Annotated in this window: 19 protein-coding genes, 7 tRNA genes and 1 riboswitch; of the genes, 21 read left to right on the top strand and 5 right to left on the bottom strand. The window is 51.3% G+C overall.

Annotation, left to right across the window (positions count from 1 at the left end; translation table 11 throughout):
* Positions 1-10: 10 nt before the first annotated feature.
* The 5 genes from I8J30_RS06530 (at position 11) to I8J30_RS06510 (ending at position 5,158) form a co-directional block, all read left to right on the top strand.
* Positions 11-1,093 carry an HD-GYP domain-containing protein gene (locus tag I8J30_RS06530; RefSeq protein WP_210656502.1) on the top strand — a complete coding sequence of 361 codons (1,083 nt, stop codon included), beginning with the start codon at positions 11-13 and terminating at the stop codon, positions 1,091-1,093.
* Between the two features lie 31 nt (positions 1,094-1,124).
* A riboswitch (cyclic di-GMP riboswitch) is annotated at positions 1,125-1,226 on the top strand.
* Positions 1,227-1,363: 137 nt separating this feature from the next.
* Positions 1,364-2,071: a PilZ domain-containing protein gene (locus I8J30_RS06525; protein ID WP_210656500.1), complete on the top strand. Its 708-nt coding sequence runs from the start codon at positions 1,364-1,366 to the stop codon at positions 2,069-2,071.
* Between the two features lie 154 nt (positions 2,072-2,225).
* Positions 2,226-4,328 carry an O-antigen ligase family protein gene (locus I8J30_RS06520; RefSeq protein ID WP_210656498.1) on the top strand — a complete coding sequence of 701 codons (2,103 nt, stop codon included), beginning with the start codon at positions 2,226-2,228 and terminating at the stop codon, positions 4,326-4,328.
* 82 nt (positions 4,329-4,410) lie between these two features.
* A complete protein-coding gene (locus I8J30_RS06515) occupies positions 4,411-4,701 on the top strand; it encodes a MazG nucleotide pyrophosphohydrolase domain-containing protein (RefSeq protein ID WP_210656496.1) in 291 nt (96 codons plus the stop codon).
* A 94-nt stretch (positions 4,702-4,795) separates the two neighbouring features.
* The gene (locus I8J30_RS06510) at positions 4,796-5,158 is read left to right on the top strand and encodes a hypothetical protein (RefSeq protein WP_091221305.1); all 363 of its coding nucleotides are present in this window, start codon (positions 4,796-4,798) and stop codon (positions 5,156-5,158) included.
* 132 nt (positions 5,159-5,290) lie between these two features.
* Here the strand turns inward: I8J30_RS06510 and I8J30_RS06505 are convergent, their stop codons facing one another.
* Positions 5,291-5,602 carry a dehydrogenase gene (locus I8J30_RS06505; protein WP_210656494.1) on the bottom strand — a complete coding sequence of 104 codons (312 nt, stop codon included), beginning with the start codon at positions 5,600-5,602 and terminating at the stop codon, positions 5,291-5,293.
* 101 nt (positions 5,603-5,703) lie between these two features.
* Positions 5,704-6,150, bottom strand: coding sequence for a cupredoxin domain-containing protein (locus I8J30_RS06500; protein ID WP_210656492.1), 447 nt, complete (start codon positions 6,148-6,150; stop codon positions 5,704-5,706).
* 155 nt (positions 6,151-6,305) lie between these two features.
* Here I8J30_RS06500 and uptA point away from each other — a divergent pair, with 155 nt between their 5' ends.
* From uptA to I8J30_RS06480, 4 genes are all read left to right on the top strand, one after another.
* Positions 6,306-6,932 carry an undecaprenyl phosphate transporter UptA gene (uptA, locus tag I8J30_RS06495; RefSeq protein WP_210656489.1) on the top strand — a complete coding sequence of 209 codons (627 nt, stop codon included), beginning with the start codon at positions 6,306-6,308 and terminating at the stop codon, positions 6,930-6,932.
* Between the two features lie 79 nt (positions 6,933-7,011).
* Positions 7,012-7,578 carry a thioredoxin family protein gene (locus I8J30_RS06490; protein WP_210656487.1) on the top strand — a complete coding sequence of 189 codons (567 nt, stop codon included), beginning with the start codon at positions 7,012-7,014 and terminating at the stop codon, positions 7,576-7,578.
* Positions 7,579-7,583: 5 nt separating this feature from the next.
* A complete protein-coding gene (locus tag I8J30_RS06485; protein ID WP_210656485.1) occupies positions 7,584-8,219 on the top strand; it encodes an MBL fold metallo-hydrolase in 636 nt (211 codons plus the stop codon).
* 109 nt (positions 8,220-8,328) lie between these two features.
* Positions 8,329-10,533, top strand: a complete 2,205-nt coding sequence (locus I8J30_RS06480) for a Tex family protein (RefSeq protein WP_338044842.1) — start codon at positions 8,329-8,331, stop codon at positions 10,531-10,533.
* Positions 10,534-10,613: 80 nt separating this feature from the next.
* Here the strand turns inward: I8J30_RS06480 and cmpA are convergent, their stop codons facing one another.
* Positions 10,614-10,748 carry a cortex morphogenetic protein CmpA gene (gene cmpA, locus I8J30_RS06475; RefSeq protein ID WP_090984639.1) on the bottom strand — a complete coding sequence of 45 codons (135 nt, stop codon included), beginning with the start codon at positions 10,746-10,748 and terminating at the stop codon, positions 10,614-10,616.
* Between the two features lie 123 nt (positions 10,749-10,871).
* Complete coding sequence (locus I8J30_RS06470) at positions 10,872-11,225, bottom strand: hydrolase/acyltransferase (RefSeq protein ID WP_210656480.1); 354 nt, start codon at positions 11,223-11,225, stop codon at positions 10,872-10,874.
* A gap of 127 nt (positions 11,226-11,352) precedes the next feature.
* Between I8J30_RS06470 and I8J30_RS06465 the strand changes: the two genes are divergently transcribed.
* The 6 genes from I8J30_RS06465 to I8J30_RS06440 all read left to right on the top strand — a co-directional run bounded on the left by I8J30_RS06465 (position 11,353) and on the right by I8J30_RS06440 (position 12,734).
* Positions 11,353-11,832, top strand: a complete 480-nt coding sequence (locus I8J30_RS06465; protein WP_210656478.1) for a SprT family protein — start codon at positions 11,353-11,355, stop codon at positions 11,830-11,832.
* A gap of 28 nt (positions 11,833-11,860) precedes the next feature.
* A tRNA-Asn gene (locus I8J30_RS06460) sits at positions 11,861-11,936 on the top strand.
* An 8-nt stretch (positions 11,937-11,944) separates the two neighbouring features.
* Positions 11,945-12,035 (top strand) — tRNA-Ser (locus tag I8J30_RS06455).
* Positions 12,036-12,116: 81 nt separating this feature from the next.
* Positions 12,117-12,191, top strand: a tRNA-Glu gene (locus tag I8J30_RS06450).
* Positions 12,192-12,227: 36 nt separating this feature from the next.
* Positions 12,228-12,309, top strand: a tRNA-Leu gene (locus tag I8J30_RS06445).
* 77 nt (positions 12,310-12,386) lie between these two features.
* Positions 12,387-12,734, top strand: a complete 348-nt coding sequence (locus I8J30_RS06440; RefSeq protein WP_210656475.1) for a DUF952 domain-containing protein — start codon at positions 12,387-12,389, stop codon at positions 12,732-12,734.
* 53 nt (positions 12,735-12,787) lie between these two features.
* Here I8J30_RS06440 and I8J30_RS06435 read toward each other — a convergent pair whose 3' ends face one another.
* On the bottom strand, positions 12,788-13,834 hold the full coding sequence (locus I8J30_RS06435) for an LLM class flavin-dependent oxidoreductase (RefSeq protein ID WP_210657533.1): 1,047 nt from the start codon (positions 13,832-13,834) through the stop codon (positions 12,788-12,790).
* A gap of 266 nt (positions 13,835-14,100) precedes the next feature.
* Between I8J30_RS06435 and I8J30_RS06430 the strand changes: the two genes are divergently transcribed.
* From I8J30_RS06430 to I8J30_RS06405, 6 genes are all read left to right on the top strand, one after another.
* Positions 14,101-14,175 (top strand) — tRNA-Glu (locus I8J30_RS06430).
* A 5-nt stretch (positions 14,176-14,180) separates the two neighbouring features.
* A tRNA-Lys gene (locus tag I8J30_RS06425) sits at positions 14,181-14,253 on the top strand.
* Positions 14,254-14,292: 39 nt separating this feature from the next.
* Positions 14,293-14,374, top strand: a tRNA-Leu gene (locus I8J30_RS06420).
* A gap of 122 nt (positions 14,375-14,496) precedes the next feature.
* Positions 14,497-15,147 (top strand): HAD family hydrolase, encoded by a 651-nt coding sequence (locus I8J30_RS06415; protein WP_240547888.1) that lies wholly within the window; start codon positions 14,497-14,499, stop codon positions 15,145-15,147.
* A gap of 223 nt (positions 15,148-15,370) precedes the next feature.
* On the top strand, positions 15,371-18,670 hold the full coding sequence (locus tag I8J30_RS06410) for a GH36-type glycosyl hydrolase domain-containing protein (RefSeq protein ID WP_240547887.1): 3,300 nt from the start codon (positions 15,371-15,373) through the stop codon (positions 18,668-18,670).
* A gap of 176 nt (positions 18,671-18,846) precedes the next feature.
* The gene (locus I8J30_RS06405; protein WP_210656471.1) at positions 18,847-19,212 is read left to right on the top strand and encodes a hypothetical protein; all 366 of its coding nucleotides are present in this window, start codon (positions 18,847-18,849) and stop codon (positions 19,210-19,212) included.
* Positions 19,213-19,259 lie beyond the last annotated feature (47 nt).

Genomic DNA, 19,259 nt, shown 5'->3' with positions numbered 1-19,259 from the left:
TGAAACACCGATGAGAAAAGTTCACATCAACTCCGTTAAGCCGGGAGAAAAGTTAGCTCGCCCTATTTTGCAGGAGAATGGGAACATATTGCTAGGCGCCGGTGTGGAGTTAAATCAACGATTTATCGACAGATTGGCTGGTTTAGGCATCGACATGCTTTTCATTGATGATCCCCTGACAGAGGGTTTAGAGCCGACAACGGCTATTCAAGACAGCACGCACAAAGCGGCATCGGATACGATTTACAAGACGATGAATTCGCTAATGGACCAACAGGTGACAAAAGGGCGAACGATTGCCCCTGAGCTTGGCCGCACCTTCCGTAAAGTATTCGGCGATATTATGCAGGATCTCATTAGGCGTGAAGATGTTATGGTCAGCTTGACCAACATTCACGTGGCGGACAGCTACTTGTTCCACCATTCCTTGAATGTCACGATACTGGCAGGCATCATGGGGTTGGCCAGAGGGTATAACCGTACGCAGCTCGAAGAGCTTGGCATGGGTGCGATGTTATTCGATATCGGCATGACGCGGCTGCCCAAAGAGATTCTGACCAAGACGTCCGCATTAACGCCAAGCGAGCGGATGCTCATGGAGAAGCATACCGAGGATGGCTTCAACATTATAAGAGCGCAGCATGATATTAGTTTACTCTCGGCACACTGCGCGCTTCAGCATCATGAGCGCTACGATGGCACAGGCTATCCTCGCAAGCTTAAGCGGGAGGCCATTCATGAATACGCTCAAATCGTCGCAATCGCAGACGTATACGATGCGCTTACCTCTCCAAGGCCGCATCGGAAACGATATACCCCATCGGAAGCGATCGAGTTTTTGTTTGCTGCGGGAAACACCTATTTTGATTTAGAATTGATCAAAGTTTTCTGCAAGCATATTTCGATTTATCCGGTCTCAACAACGGTACTGCTCAGTTCAGGGCAAGTTGCTGTCGTAGCTATGAACGATCCGCTCGCGGTTCATCGTCCAACGGTTCGGATTATCCGAGAGTCTGACGGAACTGCCCCTGCTTCAGCCTATCAGATCGACCTCAAAGACCAACATAAGTTAATGATCGTGAAGGAACTGTAGGCAGGTTAGCATACTGCTGACAACTGCATATCATCGATACTGGCAAACTTATCGAAAGATAAGGACGCAAAGTTAAAGGGTCTAATGTCCGCTTATTATGAAGTAGCGAACGAATGACAGCCTGACTGCCGAAATGAACACCCGAGTCTGTCTCGGGGTACTGAAGCGGCTCCGTTCTTGTATGAGGAAGCGCTTTTTCTGTTTTTATGCATCGTACTGAGGTTGCCGGAGTGTTTCTTCATATGTAAAGGGGGAATGGATGTGTCAAGCATGAATGAAAGAATTGGCTTCAGTAATAAACCTACCTTTGCTATGAAGGCATTGCTGCACAGCCGTACTATGGTTGAGAAAGAAGGGTATGTTGCTACAGGCGTACTGGCCCATGCAGAAGGCGAAATGATGGAAATCGAGCTTACGGAGTTCAAGAACTTCGAGCTCGGAGAGCCGGTTAGCTTAACCGTGTATTCACCTGTCGGCATCCACCGTCTGCAATCGACGATTATTGCCAAGGCGGAAGGTTCCATCGCGGTTATTTTTCCGGTCCGTTCACTGGCGGGACTGGATGAGAAGCGGGAATCACCGCGTATTGATATCGAGGCAAGAGGCACGATTTCGCGAACGTACTCGCAAGAGGTAGAAAGCTCCAAAGGGGAGAAATTGACGATAGAAGCGACAGACAGCTTCGATATAGAGCTAAGAAATATAAGCAACACCGGCATAGGTTTTTCCTTAATGAGCCCTCCGACACTCGCGAATGGGGATATCCTCATGACGAGCTTATCACTGGGTTTTAAGCTGGAGTGTAAAATAGAAATTATCCGCAAGGATGATGGAAGCGAGTGGAAGTTTTACGGGGCTCGCTTTCAAGAGTTAGACGAGCAGCAGCAGAGGGCGCTTCGGGCGTATTTGCTGCGCATGCAGATTGAAGCCTATTTCAAGCTTAAGCAGGAGAAGGCATCGGCTAAGAAGAGCAGATAAACGTGATTTCGGCGTTGCTGGCATAAGAAGGCGTCTGAACGGATGATGGTGATCCGGCAGCGTCTTCTTTTTTTAGTCAGCTCTTCAATTATGGTACAATTGGAAAAATAACGAAAAAGAGTGCGACGGGGCTTAAGCAAAAGGGGAAGTGGTTATGCGAAGTGGGCTGACGGGATTAGCTGCGCTGGCCGTGGCGATCGTGCTGGCCGGTTCGGCTTATCATTACGGCATGTTCTTTGATCCAATCTTTTATCGGTGGGAATCCATCCTTATCGTCGTCTGCTTGTTCATAGTAGGAGCAGATTTAGCGGCTCATTCTCGGAAAGCGGATACGCGGCTTAGGAAGAGCGCGCCGGCGGCGTTCTATGGACTGCTTGCGATTGCGCTGTTATATGCAGTGGCGCTTATCCATCGTCCTGCTTCCATGTTAGGCAGCTTCGATGAGGCTTTGCGATGGACGGCTTACACGGCTTTTGCTATCACCTTGTACAGCTGGTTCAGTTCCAGCTCCGATACGGCTGTGCGGCAGCACCGCCTGATGTGGCTTTCTGCGGCCATTCAGGGCTCCGGCGCTTTCGTAATCCTGGGAGCGATCGCGGGTTGGATGGGGTGGATCGCTTTTCCCGAAATCATCATGACTACCGGCGATGCAAGACTATCCGCTGTTGGAGCGCGTTTATCCGGGTTCATGCAATATCCGAATTTCTTAGGTGCCGTAGCAGGTGCCTATCTCTTATTCTATTTGCTTTTGCTAATAAGGGGAAAGGCAGCAGTATCGTCGTTTATCGGGGCTGCAGCAGGGGTGGTGCCGGCTGTCTTAGTACTTCTGCTGACCGAATCCAGGGGAGCTTGGCTCGTGACCGCACTGGCATGGGTTGGCGGCCTCCTGCTGCTGCGCGGTAAGGAGCGCATCACGTGGCTTATCTATAGCGGCTGGGCATTGATTAGCGGCGGGGCTGCCTATCGAGCCGTCGTTCATGCAGGTTTACGCAGTGGGGATGCCGGTGTTGGTTCGAGCAAGTTTGTGCAGGAGGGGGCAACATCGCAAGAGACCCTATTGCTGATTCTGATAGGTGTGGCTGCACCTGCCGGATTTATTGTCTTGAGGTGGATGCAGGCAAGAGGACGTGAACAGCTGCTCAGCCGAATCGCATGGGGATGCTGGCTTGCAGGATTATTTGGCATGGTGATGCTCCTGCCATCGGTTATTCAAGGACGTTTAAGCGGCGGGTTTCAGACGGCCGGCGCGCGCGGGTTATTTTATAAGGATGCCTGGCTGCTCATGAAGGAAGCGCCGTTCTTCGGCCGTGGCGGCGACACATGGCGGATGTTGTTTACCCAAGTGCAGACAGCTCCTTATGTTGGGAATGAAGTACACAGCGGTTATATTGAATTTGCGCTTGATCTTGGGCTTATAGGGCTGTTGATTGCTGCTGCGGTCTTATTTGTCCTGCTGCGCGGCGTATGGCGGTCGAATCCGATCGGGCTTCTGCCGATTAGCGTGCTGCTGCTGCATGCGGCGGTGGATTTCGATATGTCCTTCGGGTATTATTGGCTCTTGCTGCTCAGCTGGGTGGTCTACTATTCGGGCGAACCTATGGGAGAGGTCAAGCGCAAGCGGGCCATTCGCGTAGCTCCGCCGCTGCGACAGCTGCGGACCGCGCTGCTTGTCGCGGCCGCAGCAAGTCTCACCGCCGCCGCTGTGTTCAGCGTGCGGTTCGACCGCGCCGCGCAGTACCGCGAGGCGGCTGTGTCAGCCGCTCGCAGTGCTGCTGCGCAAACAGCCGCGCTTCGCGCGGCGCTCGGGTTGAATCCGTATTGGACGCGGATTCGACTCGAGCTTGCCGCACTGGCATCGCCGCCGGAACGGGCGGTGCTGCTGGCGGCCGGACTGCGCTATGAGCCGCAGTCCGTGCCGCTCTTGTGGGCGCTCGGCGAGGCTGCGGCCGAGCAGAGCGATGTGCACGGCGCGGCGGCGTATTGGCGCCTCGCCTTGCACTATGATCGTTACGACCGCGACAAGCAGACGGACGCGGTCGTCACGATGGCGCAGCTCGCCGATGGCATGCGAGCTGCTTCGCGCCTCGCGGATGCAAGGCTGGCCGCGCAGACGGCGATCGCCTTCTTCGAAGCGTATGAGGCGCAGAAGAACAACCCCGGCGTGAACGGCCGCAAGTTTGCCGTCACGGCTGAGTCCCAGGCAGCGGCGGATCAAAGCCGCCTGCTGCTCAAGCAGCTCGAACCAACGTCGAGCTAAACAATATCTTTTCTGTTGCACCTCTTTCAAGTAGTACATTTTTACTTGCACAATTTCACATATAGAAAGGATAGTTCCACCTATGAATACAGCCGAATTTCAGCAGTATGTGAAAGAATGGAGCGCGCTCAAAGGGTTCGACCAGAGCTCCATCGAGCAGAGGATGTTGTACTTAATGACAGAAGTCGGAGAGCTGGCCAAAGAGGTGCTGTCCGTCTCGTTCCATCCGGATGCGGAGCGTAAAGAAAACCTGGGCCACGAGATGTATGATGTGGTCTGGAATATTTTCGATCTGGCGAATATGCTGGGTATCGATCTGGAACAAGCCTTCAAAGAGAAGATGAGGATTAATAGTACGCGGACCTGGGTTTAGTTATCAAAACAGGCTCATCGCCCGTGAGGATTGTCCACTCTTCCCCGTCAGGCTCGGCATAAGCTGTAAGCAACCCCCGAAAGGAGTGATGCTTATGGCATTATCACGCGTCAGACCGAAATATTATTTGCCAAGCTCCGGTAAAGTCATCCGGACAACCGTGCCCAAAACATTAAATGAAACCACAACTACAGGTCCGACTTTCAGTCGTCTAACGGTTGTTTGGGTAGCTCAAAACGGCGTGCCGTTCCTGACAACCGGCTTTTTTGCTCGCTTGTTCCGGAACAACCAGGTCGTCGCCACAGCTTCGTTCGACTCTTTTGGCGTCGTTCGCTTTAACAACATCGGCACGTTGACGAATGTTACTTACACGATCCGCACCTTTAATTCGAACGGTGTCCTGTTTCGTACGCGTACCATTCCATCCGGTGTCCAAACCTATGCAATCATTGGCTAAGTCAGATCATCCCCTGCGCAAAACTCTCATTAACGACAACAGCAGCACGGCTCCTCAGAGAGAGCTGTGCTGCTGTTTATGTTTCGGGACGTGCTGCTGCGGCGCGAGAAACAGGGGCGGGAGAGGCGGTCATCATCCTCCGAAGGCATCGCGGAATGCCGTACACAGCTTAGGCTGATCCACTTCCCATAACGCGGCGATATCCGCGCTGACGTTCTCGTCGAACCAGTCGGACAGCAGCTTCCGGTTGCTGGCATGCTCATGAATCCACTGCAGATTGAGATAAACCTTTTGTACATAGAGCTTCTCGGCAAGCTCCATTTTGTCCTTGGGAATGTACACGCCAAGCCGTTTCACGGTGCGGTAAAGCTCATTCTCGCAAGCGCGTCTGATTTTCCGTGCGGAAGGGTACTCCGAGGTGTGCTTCTGGGTGGAAGGTTTCATCGTAACCGACTCCTCTCTACCCCCTATATATGCACAAATGCACATACTGGTCACAGTCCCCAAATGCCCGTTATCCTTTCGCGTTCCTGCACTCCCGCAGCCTACTGCACCACAATATACCCTATCATCGGCCCGCCGTTCGTCAGCGACGTGTGGCTCAAACAGACAATCGGATAGGTTCCGCGTTGGTCGGCAGTGAAGCGCACCACCGTCGTTTTGCCCTTATTCACTTCTCCTTTAATGCCAAGCTCCTGAATGACGAAAGGATGCGATTTTCCGTTAATGCCCGTAATGCGCAGCTCGACATGCTCGCCTTTATTCACGACGAGGGAGCCGGGATCGAAGCGGTATACCTCCAGCTCCTTACCGTCATCGGTTTTGGTTTTGAACTCTCCGGTTACAAGTTGATAGACGCGCGACTCCTGCTGCAAGGCGCTTGCCGTTCTGACATGGTTCCACCTTAAACTTGCGGCCGCAAGGATGATGATGAGAACCAATAGGGTGAATAACCAGAGCTGTTTTCTGCTGACGACAAAAATATTCGACATTTAAGCTCACCCAGCTTTCCTTCAAAAGTTACAGCTAGTCTATGCGTAGGCTTGGCCATGAATGCCTGCGGTGGAGGCGAGGTAGGGAAGTATGCTAGAATATCGTAAGAGAGGCTTCGTTTCCGGCTGGAAATCGATAAGCTTCAATACAGGAAATGATAGGAGTTGACGGAGTGGCCTGGTTTCATGAAATGGTTGATTCATTGCTGCAATGGATAGAGGGCTTAGGGTATTTTGGAATTGTCATCGGCCTCATGATCGAAGTTATCCCGAGTGAAATTGTTCTGGGCTATGCCGGCTACTTGGTGCATGAAGGCAAGATTTCTTTTCTCGGTGCAGTCATATTCGGTACGATTGGCGCAGTAGCACAGCAATGGATCCTCTATGCAATCGGACGCTATGCAGGCAGACCATTCTTTGAGAAGTACGGCAAATTCATCAAAATCAAACCGAAGCATCTCGACATCGCCGAACGGTGGTTTCTGCGCTACGGGTCAGGGATTGTATTTACCGCAAGGTTTGTTCCGGTCATGCGTCAGGTAATCTCCATTCCTGCCGGGATGGCGCGGATGTCCTTCATGCGATTTACCGTGCTTACTGCGCTGGCCTCCATTCCATGGTCGATTCTGTTCGTTTACTTGGGCCGTTCGCTAGGCGCGAACTGGCATAATATCGACGATAAAGCGGCTCCTTACGTACAGCCGGCTATTCTCATCGCGCTTGCGCTGCTGATCGTGTACGTACTGTTTAAAGTGATGAAACGCAAAGGGAAGTCCATTTAGTACCGGAAGGTTTGTGCGCAGGCAGAAACATTTGATACAATGTAGTTTAGGAATACGATTCCAAAGGAGGCAATTTCTAATGGCCAAGAATGTAGCAAGCAAGCTGAACAAAGGCATTAGTCCTCAGCAATTTCTGGATTCCATGCAAAAAAATAAAGAAGCGTTTCAAGATTGGGGAAACCGCTTTGAATGGGCAAGCGAGGATGATCGCGAGTTCTTCGAATCGATCAACAACCGCGACGATCTGCGCTGTTTGATTCTAATGGCGGAGTGGTGCGGCGATGTCGTTCGCAATGTACCGGTTATTTTCAAAGCGATGGAACTGACAGGCATGCCTATTGACGTCCTTATTATTGAAGAGCATATGGAAACGATGGATGAGTTTCTGACCATGGGCGGACGGGCAATTCCGATCGTGATCATTGCAGATACAGGCGGTCATGTACTTGGCCAATGGGGTCCGCGTTCTGCGTACGTGCAGGAGCCGATGACAGCGTTCAAACTGGCGAATCCGGACCACGAAGCTGCCGATTACCAAGAGAAGATCGCCATCGCGCGTCAAGAAATGGGCCGCCGATACGGTGAAGGTACGGCGTATCAGCAAGACATCATTAAAGAGCTGCGCACGCTGTTGGCATCGGTCTAATCGTTATGTTCAAGATAGAGACATTTACGCTGGGTCCTCTGCAAACGAACTGTTACCTTCTCACCGAGGAAACCGGCAAGCGCGCTTTCGTCATTGATCCCGGCATGGGGCCGAAGCGGCTCATTGAGCGGATCCGCGAGCGCGGACTTATTATTGAAGCAATTGTTTTGACGCATGCGCATTTCGACCATATGGCTGGCGTTGACGAGCTGCGCCGCGTCTTCGGCTGTCCGGTTTATCTGCATGATGCCGAAGCGGACTGGCTGACGGATGCACGCAAGAACGGCTCTGCCCGCTGGGCGGATGTAACGGAGCCGCTGACGACGGAGCCTGCCGAATTCGGGCTGTCCGAAGGGCAGAAGCTGGAGCTGATTGGACATACGTTCAGCATTCTGCACACGCCGGGACATTCGCCTGGCAGCGTCAGTTTGCTGTGCGGCGAGCATCTGATCAGCGGCGATGTTCTCTTCAAGCAATCCGTTGGTCGCAGCGACTTGCCCGGCGGGAAGGAACGCGATTTGTACGATTCCATCCGTTTGAAGCTATACAAGCTGGACCCTGCGGTTCGGGTATATCCCGGACACGGTCCGCAGACGACAATTGGTTATGAAATGGCAAACAACCCTTTTGTGCCGGCTTAACAGCTGGCCTTAAGGGTTCTATTCCGTTAATTGATGGAGGAATTGAAGCGTGGCTGAAACGAAACAGAAGTTGAAGGATGAAGAGCTTGAGGGAAACGGGGCCGGCAAGATCGAGCTGTCGCCTGAAGAGAAAGCAGCGGAACAGGAGCGTATCGTCAAACGGGTGTCCGCGGAGCTGAACCTGCCCCTTGGCAAAGTGAAATCGGCGGTATCACTGCTTGATGAAGGAAATACGATTCCTTTTATCGCGAGGTATCGGAAGGAAATGACCGGTGAACTGGATGAGAATGAGCTTCGGGGCATCGAAGAGAAGCTGCAATACATGCGTAACCTGGAGAGCCGCAAGCGTGAAGTTATTCGACTGATCGAGGAGCAGGGGAAGCTGACGGAAGAGCTGCGCGGCTCCATTATCGCCTCCGTGAAGCTGCAGGAGATCGAAGATCTGTACCGGCCCTACCGCCAGAAGAGAAAAACCCGTGCGAGCGTAGCGAAGGAGCGTGGTTTGGAGCCGCTGGCGCAGTGGCTGCTGTCACAGCCGCGTCAAGCAGATCCGGCACGCGAGGCTGCACGTTACATAGACGAAGCAAAAGGCGTTCCGACAGCCGAAGACGCCCTTCAAGGCGCAATGGACATCATTGCCGAGCAGCTTGCCGATGATGCCAAGATTCGCGCATGGGTGCGCCGCTATACGTTCGATCAAGGCATTATGCGGACCGAAGCGAAGGATGCGAAGCAGGAGACGGTGTACGAGATGTATTATGCATACCAAGAGCCGCTGAAGAAGCTGCCGCCGCATCGTACGCTTGCCATCAACCGCGCGGAGCGTGAAGAAGTGCTTCGGGTCACCTTGGAGCTGCAGGCGGATAAAGTCCATGACTATATAGACCGCCAATTGATCCGCCCGCAGACAGCGCCCGCTATCCGCACCATCTTGCTGCAAACGATTGAGGATGCTTACAAGAGATTAATCGCTCCATCGATCGAGCGCGAAGTGCGCGGCGAATTGACGGACAAAGCGGAAGAGCATGCGATCAGCATCTTCTCGACAAACCTGCGCAATTTGCTGCTTCAACCGCCGGTTCGCGGCAATGTCGTGCTTGGCGTTGACCCGGCCTTCCGGACAGGCTGTAAGCTGGCTGTCATCGATGAAACGGGCAAGCTGCTGGAAGTAGCAGTTTCCTACCCGACGGCGCCGCACAATAAAGTAGCCGAGGCCGAGAAGCTGATCGGCGGCCTGATCGACCAATACAAAGTCGAGCTTATCGTCATCGGGAACGGTACAGCTTCACGCGAAACGGAGCAATTCATCGCGGAGCTAATCGGTAAACGCAAGAAAGCCAAACTCACTGGAGCGGATGCACTCAAATATATAATCGTTAATGAAGCGGGGGCGAGCGTTTACTCGGCGTCCAAGCTTGCTGCGGAGGAATTCCCGAAGCTGGATGTTGCCGAGCGAAGCGCGGTTTCGATTGCGCGTCGTTTGCAGGATCCGCTTGCTGAGCTCGTGAAGATCGAGCCCAAAGCGATCGGCGTTGGCCAGTATCAGCATGATGTCAGCCAGAAACGCTTGGAAGAGACGCTTGGCGGCGTCGTGGAATCTGCGGTTAACCATGTCGGCGTCGATGTGAATACTGCGTCTCCGTCGCTGCTGTCTTACGTTGCCGGGATCAATGCAACAACGGCGAAGAACATCGTGAAGTATCGCGAGGAGAAAGGCAAGTTCAGCGATCGCAAGACTTTGCAGAGCGTGCCAAGACTCGGTGCCAAAACCTACGAGCAGTGCATCGGCTTTATCCGAATCCCGGAGAGCAGCAATCCGCTCGATCGTACGCCGATTCATCCCGAATCTTATGCGGTCGTAGATAAGCTCTGCGGGGCGATTGGCTTGAAGCTGGATCAATTGGGAACAGAAGCGTTCAAAGCGGCCATTTCTGCCATTAATACCGAAGAGGTTGCACGGACACTGGGTGTCGGCGTGCCGACGCTGAGAGATATCGTGGACAGCCTGCTGCGTCCGGGTAGAGATCCGCGTGAAGAGCTGCCGGCTCCGATATTCCACACGGATGTGCTTAGCATCGAGGATCTGGCGCCGGGTATGGAGCTTCACGGCACGGTACGCAACGTAATCGACTTCGGAGCGTTCGTGGATATCGGCATTAAAAATGACGGACTTGTCCATATTTCGCAGCTGAGCAACAAATTCGTGAAACATCCGATGGATGTCGTATCCGTAGGGGATACCGTTACCGTTTGGGTGCTTAGCGTCGATCTTAAGAAAGGCAGAGTCAGTTTGACGATGCGCAAACCGGATTAACGGCAAAAAGGGTGTTATCTTCGAGCAGTCACGACATTAGCGTCACTGCAAAGAGATAGCACCCTTTTTCTACAAATCGCTTACAAGCTTGCGGAATCCTCGTCAGGCCGTTGACTCGTACGGTAGAAATACCAGCAATCGTTCAATAGACGAATTTGCCTATGGTCTTTCTTCAGAAAAGCGCGCATCAGTTGATTGCACAGCCATTGCGGCATAGCTTCGCCCTCCTTCCAGCCATCACTTGTTGTACTAATAAGTGTATGGAAGTGGGCGAATGTCCGTGCAGGTCCAACTGGCGCGAATGTTCAAGTTTTTGCAAAAACCCGCGAAGCGGAAGCTTACATGTCGAGTTCTTCCTCGTACCACTGCTCTAATTGTGCCTGCAAAGCACGAATTTCGGTGAGCAGCGAGATAAGCGGATACGATTTCTCTTGAACGGATGAGAAATCCTTCTCCAATTGATTCATGTAGTCAAGACCGGAGTGGATGACAATGGATTTGTCATGAAGCTCTGCATCCGCACACTCTGCAATCGCGTAGGGCAGTACCGGCACCTCGGAAGCGGTGAGCTTGTCGATTTCTTTATGCAGGCGCAAATTAAGCGCGCTTAATTGGTACGCATGCGAGGCAGGCATTTCCACGAACGAGATGTCTTGTCCGCTTTTCATTATGATATAACGCATTTCTGGCATGATAGCTTCTCCCCCTCAATAAACCAATCATCATCGATGATATTCATCTTTACTACTTGACAGTGTAGCGTATTCGTCCTTTAAAATTCAAGTATTATGAGGTTACAAATTCAAGGGAGTTCATCAGATGCAGGATAATCAGCTACAGGAATGGGTGGAACGGGTTTCCTTGCAATATTTCGGGATTCCGTTTCGGCATCAAGCGACCTTTAACGGAAGATTGAAGTCTACGGGAGGACGCTATTTTACGAAGACGCACAATATCGAGATCAGCCCTCATCAATTAAGCAACTATGGTGAAGAAGAGACCGAGAAAATCATCAAGCACGAGCTATGCCATTATCATTTGCATATATTGAAGCGGGGATACCAGCATCGAGATGCGGATTTCAAGCAGCTGCTCGCGAAAGTAGGCGGGACGCGATTCTGCAAATCTCTGCCCGAAGGGGTAAAACGCAAGCAGGAACCCTATCGATTTAAGCTTGTTTGCCGCAGCTGCGGGACTGAATATTTGCGCAAAAGAAAGACCGATCCGCGCCGCTATGCATGCGGAAAATGCCGTGGAATTTTGTTGCTTTATAGGCTTGACTTCAATTCTAAGACATGATACATTATTTCTTGTCACTCATTACTATTCCCTGATAGCTCAGTTGGTAGAGCACTCGACTGTTAATCGAGTTGTCACAGGTTCGAGTCCTGTTCGGGGAGCCATTACTTTTGGAGAGATACCCAAGTGGCTCAAGGGGACCCTCTGCTAAGGGGTTAGACTGCGTAAGTGGTGCGAGGGTTCGAATCCCTCTCTCTCCGCCATTTCTTTTGAATGGAACGCACTTATTAGTGGACATTCAATTCTCCAATCTCGTTAGCAGCGAGAGGGAGCTTGCAACAAAAGGCCCGTTGGTCAAGTGGTTAAGACACCTCCCTTTCACGGAGGTAACAGGGGTTCGAGTCCCCTACGGGTCACCATTTTCATTCTCGATATGGACAATCACATATCACTTCGCGGTCGTGGTGGAACGGCAGACACACCATCTTGAGGGGGTGGCGCTCACAAGGCGTGAGGGTTCAAATCCCTCCGACCGCATTCCCTAGATTAACCCTTGATGATTCAAGGGTTTTTCTTCTGTTTAGAGGGACAATTGGCAATAAGGAGAGTTCGGGATGATTTATCATTTTATACGTAAGCATGAGTGGATTGCAGCAAGCGAACAACCTAAATATGAACCGCAAAGTATCGCTGCCGATGGTTTCATACACTGCTGCACGCGGGAACAAATTAATCTGCTCGCCAATATGCTGTTTCAAGGTGTTGATGATTTGCTTCTGCTTGAGATTGATGAAACGGCAACCGAAGCCGAGCTTATATATGAAGACTTATATGAAATGAACCAACTGTTCCCGCATCTGTATGGAGCTTTAAATCTAAATGCAGTCACAGAGATCTCCCATGTGCATGCTAGTGCAGATGGTGAGGTTATAGTAAAACCCTATCGCATCATGGAAGAATAAAGAGCGTGCCCATTCTCGCAGAAGTCACTTGCGAGAATAGGCACGCTCTTATTTTATCCTTCCAGTCGAGCAAGCTCCTCGCGCACGATAGGCGCTACTTTCGTGCCAAGCAGCTCTATCGCGCGAAGTGTTTCTTTATGAGGCATTGTGCCGACGTTCACATGAAGGAAGAAACGCGTCACGCCCAGGTTCTTGCGCAGCAGAATGATTTTCTCGGCGACATATTCCGGATCGCCTACGTAGAGAGCGCCGCGCAGGCTGCGCGCTGCATCGAAAGTGGCGCGGCTGTAAGGCTGGGACCAACCGCGCTCACGCCCGATAACGTTCATTTGGGCTTGGGTCGGGAGGAAGAAGGCATCAGCGGCTTGTTCCGTCGTATCGCTGACGAAGCCATGGGAATGTGTCGCGATTTGCAGCTTGGCCGGATCATGGCCGGCGCGAGCTGCCGCTTCCTTGTAGAGATTGACTAGTGGCGCGAAGCTCTCCGGCATGCCGCCGATAATCGCAAACGCAATTGGCAATCCCAGCATGCCGGCTCTGACCGCGGATTCCGGATTGCCGCCGCTGGCGATCCAAACCGGAAGCGGATCCTGAACCGAGCGAGGGTAAACACCGAGGTTTTGGAAGGCCGGGCGATGGCCGCCGCGCCAGCTTACTTTCTCGGAGGCGCGAATCGCGAGCAGCAGCTCCAGCTTCTCTTCAAATAATTCATCATAGTCATGCAGATCATAACCGAAGAGCGGGAACGATTCGATAAACGAACCGCGGCCGGCCATAATCTCAGCGCGCCCGTTCGAAATGCCGTCCAGCGTTGAGAAGGCTTGATAGACGCGGACAGGATCGTCCGAGGATAGCACCGTCACCGCGCTTGTGAGCCGGATGCGTTTCGTCATCGCGGCGGCAGCTGCAAGCACGATAGCCGGCGCGGAGCCGGCGTAATCTGCGCGATGATGCTCCCCAACCCCGTAGACATCCAGTCCGACTTGATCGGCGAGAACGATTTCTTCAACCGCATGCCGCAGTCTTTCCGCATGGTTTACGGCTTTACCGGTTGTTAGATCATTGGTTGCTTCTAAGAACGTGCTTATTCCGATTTCCATATTCGCAGTGGTAGTGGTGGTCAATTTGTTTCTCCTCCTTTATTAGTACTAGTGTACTCAGATGTGCGAAAGAAAAACAAGCTAATATGGAATAGTTAGTAGCATATTAGGGGAACGTATCGGTGCACATAGTATTAGGCGGTTTGGGCATAATTGTAAGATAGAAGAACTGAAATAAAAATAAAAATAATGCTTGCTATTGCTGTATGGTTTAGATATAATAACACTTGTCGTTTGAAAAGCATGTCGAAAAACGACGAAGATTAGGCCCGTTGGTCAAGTGGTTAAGACACCTCCCTTTCACGGAGGTAACAGGGGTTCGAGTCCCCTACGGGTCACCATTTAAGAGCCATTAGCTCAGTTGGTAGAGCACCTGACTTTTAATCAGGGTGTCGTAGGTTCGAGTCCTACATGGCTCACTTTTATCTCATTCGATATGGACAATCACATATCACTTCGCGGTCGTGGTGGAACGGCAGACACACCATCTTGAGGGGGTGGCGCTCACAAGGCGTGAGGGTTCAAATCCCTCCGACCGCATCCTAAGAAAAACCTGAAATCCTTGCATTATAAAGGAATTCAGGTTTTTTGCCGTTTCTGCATCATTGGATTCTGATAGGATGGAGATGATTCCCTTTATTTAACAAGGAGGAGTTCTCGTTATGTCCATTAAAGCGGTCTTATTTGATTTTGACGGTACACTTGCAGACACGTTGCCCTTATCGTTCAGTGCCTTTAAAGCCGTGTTTAAACAGCATGATCATAGAGAGGTTACCAACGATGAGCTGATTTCCATGTTTGGTCCCACGGAAGAAGGCATTATTGAGGAGAACTTTACGGCCCAAGCCTCCGTTCTACAAGCTATTGAGGATTATTACGCGTTGTATGAGAAAGGGCATTATACCAACTTTCCTAATGAGAAGGAGCTGGTGGATTTACTTCGCCACTTGAAGGAGCAAGGCGTGAAGATCGGAGTTATTACCGGAAAAAGCAGACGGGCGTTTGTAATCTCTTCCGAGGCTTTGCAATTGCAACGATTTTTTGACGTTGCGATAACGGGCGATGACGTCGGCAAACCGAAACCGGATCCCGAAGGTATTCATAAAGCGCTGCAGCTATTGGGCATAGATCATTCGAATGCTATTTTTGTCGGGGACAGTAATGCGGACATCCTCGCCGGTAAAGCTGCTGGGCTTCGTACATACGGAGTCCGTTGGTTATCTACTTACCAGAGTTCAGAATATGATCGTATACCGGATGGCGTCTTTAACCGTGTGGCTGAGTTTTATAAGCTTCTTGATGCAAACCGGTAAAATTGGATTTAGGGAGAAGTGACCCGAGTTGAGGCTGCTTCTCCTTTTTTTGTAAATTCCGGCATGCGAGAATGCTGCCGAATATGGTATTATATAGTTGGTGATACGTTTCACCAACCGAATACATGTGAAATGAGAGTGGACAAACGTGAATAACTCAGCCGAAACGAGCAAATCTCTTTCCAAAATCTCATTAAGTGGTGGAGGCCTGCAGTTTACTTTTTTGAACAGCGGTGACCTGTACCAGGCTTCACACGGAGATGTACTTATCAATCAAGTACTTTCGAATGCCATCGATGGATCGTTTAACAATGTGTTTCTGCGATTATTCGCCGAAGACGGAACGATTACGGACGTTGTTCCACTGCTGGGCATTCGATCCCAAAGCCGCTTTGCTTATTCTGAGCATGCTGCCGTCTGGGAGGGCTCCGCGAAAGGCGTTTCCTACAAGGTTGTTTTCCGGTTATCGGATCGCGGCATCTGGTTCTGGGATATTGCTTTAACCGGTGACGGCGTTCAGGCGGATCTCGTGTATGGACAAGATATCGGCATTGCCAATCGCGGCGCTGTTCGTTCCAATGAATCCTATGTGTCGCAATATATCGGTCATTCGGTGTTCGAGGATTCGAGCAAAGGTTATGTCATTTGCTCCAGGCAGAACCAACCGCAGCAAGGGAAATTCCCGTATATACAGCAAGGGGCGCTGACAGGTGCGATTGGTTACGCCACGGATGGATTCCAGCTGTTCGGATTGTCGTACAAAGAAACAAACGAAGCGGCAGGCCTTAAGCAGCCATCATTAGCGAATGAAGTTTACCAATACGAGTTTGCTTATGCAGCGCTGCAAACGGAACGGATCCAATTGAAAGGGTCAGCTCGCGTCGTGTTCTATGGTTTGTATAAGGATAATCATGCTGATGCGGTTGCTGCGCTTGAATATGGGGACGAGATTGCGGAAGCTTGGGCATGGGCGGATTCAAAGTCGCCTATGGAAGCAGTGCATGCGGTGGAGAAGGTTTCGCTTCATTCGACGATTGGACAACCGCTCATGTCGGCATCGCTGACCGAAGCCGAGATTGAGGAGCGTTACCCATCGCGCCAACAGGAAGAATGGGATGGAGAGACATTGCTGTCCTTCTTTACGCCTACGCATGAGCATGTGGTCCTTAAGGAAAAGGAGCTTCGCGTAGAGCGGCCGCATGGACATATTATGATGACCGGCAATAACGATCGGATGAACGAGCAGGTTCTGGCAACAACCTCATTCATGTATGGGATCTTCAATTCGCATATCGTAGTCGGCAATACGTCGTTTAACAAAATGATGTCCAATGCCCGTAACGCGCTTAATATGATGAAGACTTCCGGTCAACGCATCTATGTCGAGATCGGAGGAAGCTATCGCCTGCTGGCATTGCCATCCGTCTTCGAAATCGGCTTCAACTATGCCAAGTGGGTCTATAAATTGCCGGAGGATCAAATCGTTGTGACGAGTTTTACGACGCTCGATACGCCTGAGGTTCAGCTGCAGGTCGTTTCCGAGAACGGCAAGTCGTATCGTTATTTGGTGACGAACCAAGTGACAATGGATAATAATGAATACGAAGTTCCGTTCCGTATGGAGCAAGAAGGCGATGTCCTTACTTTCCGCGCGGATGATCGTTCGTACAGCCGTTCTGTCTATCCCGAGCTATGCTACCGTATGAAACTTGCAGGCGCTTCGATGAGTATTGGCGATGGACGGCTGCTCGCTGACAATGTTCAGACCGGCGATGCATCACTCGTTGTGCTGCAAGTCGATGCTGCGGCGAATTGGAGCTTAACGATTCAAGGGCTTTTGAATGGGGAAGAGCAGCCGTTTGTTGCTCGCAATGCGGAAGAGGAAGCCGCTCGTTACCGTGATTTCTACTATAATGTCATGAATGGCTTCGACCTTTCCTTAACTGATGGAACAGTATCGGACGAGCTGGAGAAGGTGAACACACTCGCTTGGTGGTATACGCACAACATGCTCGTCCATTTCTCAACGCCGCATGGTCTTGAGCAATATGGCGGGGCTGCCTGGGGCTCGCGCGACGTATGTCAGGGGCCGGTCGAATATTTCATGGCCACGCAGAAGTATGACGTCGTTCGGACGGTTCTTCAAACGGTGTTTTCCCATCAATACGAGGATACCGGTAACTGGCCGCAGTGGTTTATGTACGACAAGTACAGCAAAGTGCAATCGGAAGAAAGCCATGGCGACATTATTGTTTGGCCGCTGAAGGTCATCGGCGATTATTTGAATGTAACCAAAGATTACGGCATTCTTGAAGAGCAGCTTCCGTATACGAACCGGCATACATTTGCGTTTACGGAGCAGACGGATTCGCTTCTTGGACATGTGCTCAAAGAAATCGAATATATTAAAGCGCACTTCCTGCATGGCACGAGCTTATCTTCCTATGGCGACGGCGATTGGGATGACACCCTGCAGCCTGCTAATGCGCAGCTGAAGAAGTATCTGGTCAGCAGCTGGACCGTTTCTTTGACTTATCAGGTGATGAAGCAGTTAGCTGCGGCGCTCGCCGATTACAATAAGGAGCTGTCGGAAGAGCTAAGTGTACTCGCTGAGGGTATTCAAGCCGACTTCAACCGTTATATGCTGCCGACCGGCACGATTCCCGGCTTCTTATATATGGAGAATCCGGAACAGGTGAAGCTGATGATTCACCCGGATGAGAACGAGACAGGCATCCAGTACCGGCTGCTGCCGATGACCAGAAGCATGATCGGAGAGCTGCTCACCAAAGAACAAGCCTATGCCCATTACGCTATTATTAAAGAAAAGCTGTATTTCCCGGATGGCGTCCGGCTTATGAACAAACCTGCTGCCTATAACGGCGGCGTAAGTACCCGCTTCAAGCGTGCGGAGCAGGCATCTAACTTCGGACGGGAAATCGGTTTGCAATATGTCCATGCGCATATCCGGTTTGTCGAAGCCATGGCCAAGCTTGGATTCCGGGATGAAGCCTGGAAAGGGCTGCAGATGATTAATCCGGTGGGGCTGCGCGACGTAGTGCCAAATGCGGAAATTCGTCAAAGCAACGCCTACTTCAGCAGCTCCGACGGCAAATTCAACGACCGTTACGAGGCGCAGGAGCGTTTCGAGGCGTTAAGAGAAGGCAAAGTTCAAGTGAAGGGCGGATGGAGAGTGTACTCCAGCGGCCCGGGAATCTACATGAACCAGCTCATCTCGAACTGTCTGGGCATTCGCCAAGAGGGCGGAGACCTCGTCATCGACCCTGTGCTTCCGAACCATCTGAACGGGCTGCAGTTCGAGTTCCGCTTAATGGATACGCCGATCCGATTCGTCTATCACCTGGATGGCGGCGGCGCTGAACGCCGGGTAACCCTTAACGGAGCAGAGGTTACGCTGGAACCGACAGCGAATCGTTACCGTCAGGGCGGCGTCCGGATTAGCCGCGAGACGCTTCAAGCCGGCTTGCGTTCCGAACAGAATGTAATTGAAATTTATATGTAATACACAAAGCGCATCGATAAGCTATCGATGCGCTTTTTTTTATCCCATAGCGGGACATTTTATTATACTAATATAGTAGAATTATCCTAAAAATTGTGATATATATGATAGCGAGGTAGGTCTAATGGAATAGTGTGTAAGACCTACCATAATAGTTGTGATGCGAGGGATCCGTAATGAAGGAGCATTCGCGCAGCGGCAGCAAGATCTTTATTCAGCAGGATGCTGCATCAACAGTCATGAATGAAGCACTTATTGATTTTTATCTGGACACCCGCAATTTTCAAGCGATAGCGAAGCTGCAGGAGCTTCAATCCCAAGCTTGCAGCACCTGCTGGATTAGAGCAAGGGTGTGCGCCGAGGGCTCGTATTATGTCCCTGAGCAGGTGATGGAGCAGATTCAGCGCAAGATCAACGAAACAGCGGCATCCGGCACGGTTTACATGGCAGATCCGATTTATTTCATCGAACAGATGAGGAATCAGCTTGTGGCGGAGTACTTGGATTTTGAAGGAAATCCTTATTATTTTGTCCCCGTTTAACCAGAAGCAGCCTCCGGAGCGATTCGGGGCTGTTTTATTTTGCGTTC

The sequence above is a fragment of the Paenibacillus lignilyticus genome (assembly GCF_017942085.1).
Taxonomy (GTDB): domain Bacteria; phylum Bacillota; class Bacilli; order Paenibacillales; family Paenibacillaceae; genus Paenibacillus_Z; species Paenibacillus_Z lignilyticus.
This window is presented reverse-complemented; position numbering and strand designations above follow the sequence as displayed.

Bases quoted from the DNA above. Each gene is read 5' to 3' on its own strand.
- I8J30_RS06530 (WP_210656502.1), top strand. From the start codon at position 11: ATGAGAAAAGTTCACATCAACTCCGTTAAGCCGGGAGAAAAGTTAGCT.
- I8J30_RS06525 (WP_210656500.1), top strand. From the start codon at position 1,364: ATGAATGAAAGAATTGGCTTCAGTAATAAACCTACCTTTGCTATGAAG.
- I8J30_RS06520 (WP_210656498.1), top strand. From the start codon at position 2,226: ATGCGAAGTGGGCTGACGGGATTAGCTGCGCTGGCCGTGGCGATCGTG.
- I8J30_RS06510 (WP_091221305.1), top strand. From the start codon at position 4,796: ATGGCATTATCACGCGTCAGACCGAAATATTATTTGCCAAGCTCCGGT.
- I8J30_RS06515 (WP_210656496.1), top strand. From the start codon at position 4,411: ATGAATACAGCCGAATTTCAGCAGTATGTGAAAGAATGGAGCGCGCTC.
- I8J30_RS06440 (WP_210656475.1), top strand. From the start codon at position 12,387: ATGATTTATCATTTTATACGTAAGCATGAGTGGATTGCAGCAAGCGAA.
- cmpA (WP_090984639.1), bottom strand. From the start codon at position 10,748: ATGCCGCAATGGCTGTGCAATCAACTGATGCGCGCTTTTCTGAAGAAA.
- I8J30_RS06435 (WP_210657533.1), bottom strand. From the start codon at position 13,834: ATGGAAATCGGAATAAGCACGTTCTTAGAAGCAACCAATGATCTAACA.
- I8J30_RS06505 (WP_210656494.1), bottom strand. From the start codon at position 5,602: ATGAAACCTTCCACCCAGAAGCACACCTCGGAGTACCCTTCCGCACGG.
- I8J30_RS06415 (WP_240547888.1), top strand. From the start codon at position 14,497: ATGTCCATTAAAGCGGTCTTATTTGATTTTGACGGTACACTTGCAGAC.
- I8J30_RS06405 (WP_210656471.1), top strand. From the start codon at position 18,847: ATGAAGGAGCATTCGCGCAGCGGCAGCAAGATCTTTATTCAGCAGGAT.
- I8J30_RS06500 (WP_210656492.1), bottom strand. From the start codon at position 6,150: ATGTCGAATATTTTTGTCGTCAGCAGAAAACAGCTCTGGTTATTCACC.
- uptA (WP_210656489.1), top strand. From the start codon at position 6,306: ATGATAGGAGTTGACGGAGTGGCCTGGTTTCATGAAATGGTTGATTCA.
- I8J30_RS06490 (WP_210656487.1), top strand. From the start codon at position 7,012: ATGGCCAAGAATGTAGCAAGCAAGCTGAACAAAGGCATTAGTCCTCAG.
- I8J30_RS06485 (WP_210656485.1), top strand. From the start codon at position 7,584: ATGTTCAAGATAGAGACATTTACGCTGGGTCCTCTGCAAACGAACTGT.
- I8J30_RS06470 (WP_210656480.1), bottom strand. From the start codon at position 11,225: ATGCCAGAAATGCGTTATATCATAATGAAAAGCGGACAAGACATCTCG.
- I8J30_RS06465 (WP_210656478.1), top strand. From the start codon at position 11,353: ATGCAGGATAATCAGCTACAGGAATGGGTGGAACGGGTTTCCTTGCAA.